This window comes from Microcoleus sp. LAD1_D5, from assembly GCF_036702115.1.
Classification (GTDB): Bacteria; Cyanobacteriota; Cyanobacteriia; order Cyanobacteriales; family Microcoleaceae; genus Microcoleus.
The window spans coordinates 1-3,407 of sequence record NZ_JAUBSA010000161.1 but is presented as its reverse complement, the minus strand read 5'-3'; the positions used below and the strand labels follow the sequence as shown (position 1 = coordinate 3,407).

The 3,407-nt window shown below is 48.1% G+C and carries 2 protein-coding genes; one reads left to right on the top strand and one right to left on the bottom strand.

Features of this window, described 5'->3' with window-relative positions:
* Positions 1-392: 392 nt before the first annotated feature.
* Positions 393-2,708: a cation:proton antiporter gene (locus tag QUA70_RS28245; protein ID WP_333336246.1), complete on the top strand. Its 2,316-nt coding sequence runs from the start codon at positions 393-395 to the stop codon at positions 2,706-2,708.
* A gap of 151 nt (positions 2,709-2,859) precedes the next feature.
* On the opposite strand, the gene QUA70_RS28240 is transcribed toward QUA70_RS28245, so the two are convergent.
* Complete coding sequence (locus tag QUA70_RS28240; RefSeq protein WP_333336245.1) at positions 2,860-3,072, bottom strand: Hfq-related RNA-binding protein; 213 nt, start codon at positions 3,070-3,072, stop codon at positions 2,860-2,862.
* Positions 3,073-3,407: the final 335 nt, after the last annotated feature.

Here is a 3,407-nt window from a genome sequence, read left to right as displayed (position 1 = left end):
GGTTTTTGGCTGGCATTTTTGTAAAAATTGACTAAACTTAATTTTTATTATACCCTATTTAAAGGTACAACAGCTTACCATGATAAAACCGCTCAATACAAAAAAGTAATCAACACCGCTCCACCCAGCCTGAAATAAATTTAAAAAAAGTAACTTGATTTAATCTCTCGGCGCTCATCTCGTTGAGGTGAAACATTACCACTAATACCGCCGCAATCCCTCGATCAACTTGCCAGAGGTTAAGCTTTTTGTGAGGATTTGAACTCTGTGCAATGAAAAAATACCTTAGTCGAGGGTGGCCGTTGTGCTTGTTCCTCAACTACAGTCAACCCACTAAACCTAGTCAACACATTAGAGACTATAATATAACTTTATACTTTTTTCATAAAGTTGTGCAAGAAGACTTCCGACTGATCGTTGACTTAGTTCTAGTTCTCGCTGCTGCCGCAGCAGGAGGACTCTTTGCATCGCTTTTGCGACAGCCGGTAATTCTCGGCTATCTCCTGGGAGGGATCGTAGTTGGGCCGGCCGGTTTGGGGCTGATTAAAGAATTAATTCAGGTAGACACCCTGGCTGAATTCGGGGTTGCCTTTCTGTTGTTTGCCTTGGGAGTGGAATTTTCCTTCGCTGAACTCCAGAAAGTTAAAGCCATTAGTTTGGGCGGAGGGGGCTTGCAAATTGTGCTGACGATCGCCTTTACTACTGCAATTTCCTTGGCTGTAGGCTGGGTAGAATCGCCCGCTCAAGGCGTGTTTTTAGGAGCGATTCTGTCGCTTTCCTCGACAGCAGTCGTACTGAAATGCTTAATGGAGCGCAATGAAGCCGGTACTTCCCACGGTCAAGTCATGCTGGGAATATTAGTAGTTCAAGATTTGGCTTTGGGGCTAATGCTAGCAGTTTTGCCGGCACTCAACCAGCCAGCAGAAGCGATCGGCATGACGGTAGCGTGGGCCCTGCTGCGGATCGGGTTATTTGCTGTCGGTGCTGTAGTTGCGGGCATTTGGATCGTACCGCAGTTGCTGCGCTACCTCGCGCAAACAGAAAGCCGGGAACTGTTTTTGCTGGGAGTTGTGGTTTTGGCTTTAGGGATTGCGCTGCTGACAGAATATTTGGGTTTTTCGATCGAGATGGGCGCATTTGTGGCGGGTTTGATGATTTCAGAGGTTGAATATGCCGACCAAACTCTCACTTATGTCGAGCCTTTGCGAGATATTTTTGCATCCTTATTTTTTGTCACCATCGGAATGTTAATTGACCCGCTGTTTCTCTGGAACCATCTAGAATTAATTCTGGGACTGGTATTTCTAGTATTTGTCGGCAAATTTTTGATTATAACGCCGATCGTCCGGCTATTTGGCTATCCGCTAAAAACAGCATTAATCACAGGTTTGGGCTTAGCTCAAATAGGAGAATTCTCCTTTGTACTCGCTAGTTCCGGCCAAGTTATGGGGCTGGTTTCGCGGGACGTTTACCTGTTAATTTTAGGCACGACGGCAGTCACCCTCGTCCTGACTCCGTTTGTATTGAGAAGCGTGCCGCAGTTATTGAAATGGGCGGAAAATTTTGGGCCTTTGCAGCGCTATTTTGACGAAACATCTCAACCTGTGGCAATAGCTGAAACTTTGCCGGAACAAAATCATGTTGTGGTTTGCGGCTACGGGCGAGTCGGCAGAATTTTAGTAAAAATGCTGCAAAGCCGCAACTGTTCAATTGTGGTGATCGACGAGTCAGAAAGTAGAATTCAAGAGTGCAGAGTCCAAGGAATTCCTTACATTTACGGGAATGCTGCCAGCTTGCACGTATTGGAAGCCGCGCGGGTGGAACGGGCAAAAGCCATGGCGATCGCCCTTCCCGATCCCATGAGCACTCGCTTGTGTCTGAAGCGGGCTTTAGAATTAGTCCCGGATTTGGATATTGTGGTGTGCGCGAACCAAGATAAAGACATCGAACTGCTTTACCAACTGGGGGCCTGGGAAGTCGTGCAGCCGGAGTTTGAAGCCAGTTTAGAACTGTCTTCCCACTTGCTGGCTGGCATGGGGCTCTCGGCAATGGCGATCGCGCGGGATGTGCAGCAAATTCGCAGCAGCCGCTATCTGGAATTGCGGCCACCGCGCGAACCTTTGGCGGTTTCGCGGGATTTGAAAGTGGCGGTTCGAGATATGAACAGCGAGTGGTACAACTTGCCGTCGGGTTCTCCCATTGCCAGCATGACTCTGGAAGAAACTAACTTGCGACAGTTGACAGGGGTGAGTGTGATGGCGATCGTCCGCGAGAATGGCGAGGAAATTGATTATCCTAACGGCAAGACAGCTTTGCAGTCGGGCGATCGACTTTTTGTAGTGGGAGAACCTGAAGAACTCATCAGTTTTGAGTTGCTGGCGAAGGGGGAAGTTGCAGTGCCGCAGGGCGACAGTTCTTGCCAGTGGCTAAGGCTGCCAGCAAACAGCCCTTGGGCGGGCAAAAAACTGTCAGAGGTAGATTTGCTTAGCCAGTACGGGGTGCAGGTGCGGGCGATCCGCCGGGAAGGGAAATTTACTCGCTGGCCGGACGGAACTACCAATTTGCAAGAAGGCGATCGTTTACTGCTGTGCGGCGGCTTCTACGAACTCGGCTTGATGCAGCGGACGGCCTCACCGCCGGTTCGGCAACCTGCTTTAAAGCTGCCTTTTGTCACCGCCCAAGTCAGCGAAAAGTTGTTTAGCGATTAGGGAAGGAAGAAGGAAGAAGGAAGAGGGAAGAAGGAAGAAGGAAGAGGGCACAGGGAAGAGGGAAGAAGGAAGATTTGTTCCACTGTCTCCCTCTCCCAATCTCTCCGTCTCCATTCTCCCACTGTCCCCCTCTCCCACTCTCCCCGTCTCCTCAGCCGTTGGGTTTGAGATAAGCAATTGCTGGCCGCGAGATCAGAATTTGTGTTTCTGAGGGATCGAGGAGGCAAATGCAGCTATGATCCTGCCAAAAAATTCGGCCCTCTAGCAAGTCGCCGGTAACGAGTTTGAGCTGCACCTGTTGTTTGTCTTTGATGTAGCTTTGTATTAAGCGAACGCTGGGCAATCCGGTTTCAAATTCAGACATAGTTCAGAAAAATATAGTCAAATATTACCTTAAACCATATTCTTCTGTTTATGCCGTTTAACCCTTACTGCCGCAATTACAAGCGCCTCTCCCCAATGAGAGAGAAACCCCTTGGCGGCTACTTTTCGACGGATATTCATTGAGCCATTGACATTACCATTAATTAGATATCCCTGTGGAGTTATAAAAATTATATTTGTTTATATTTTACTAGAAAGGACTATAAATTGCATAAAGTTCGTCGTAATTGCTCAACTAGGGAAAAAAGGGAGCCATCAGTAGAGAGAGCTTGTTGAATAGATTGATAAGCAGTTAAACCCTGACGCTTGCCAGTA

What these genes read in the sequence shown, in the direction of transcription:
- QUA70_RS28240 (WP_333336245.1), bottom strand. Translation starts at nt 3,072, where the DNA reads ATGTCTGAATTTGAAACCGGATTGCCCAGCGTTCGCTTAATACAAAGC.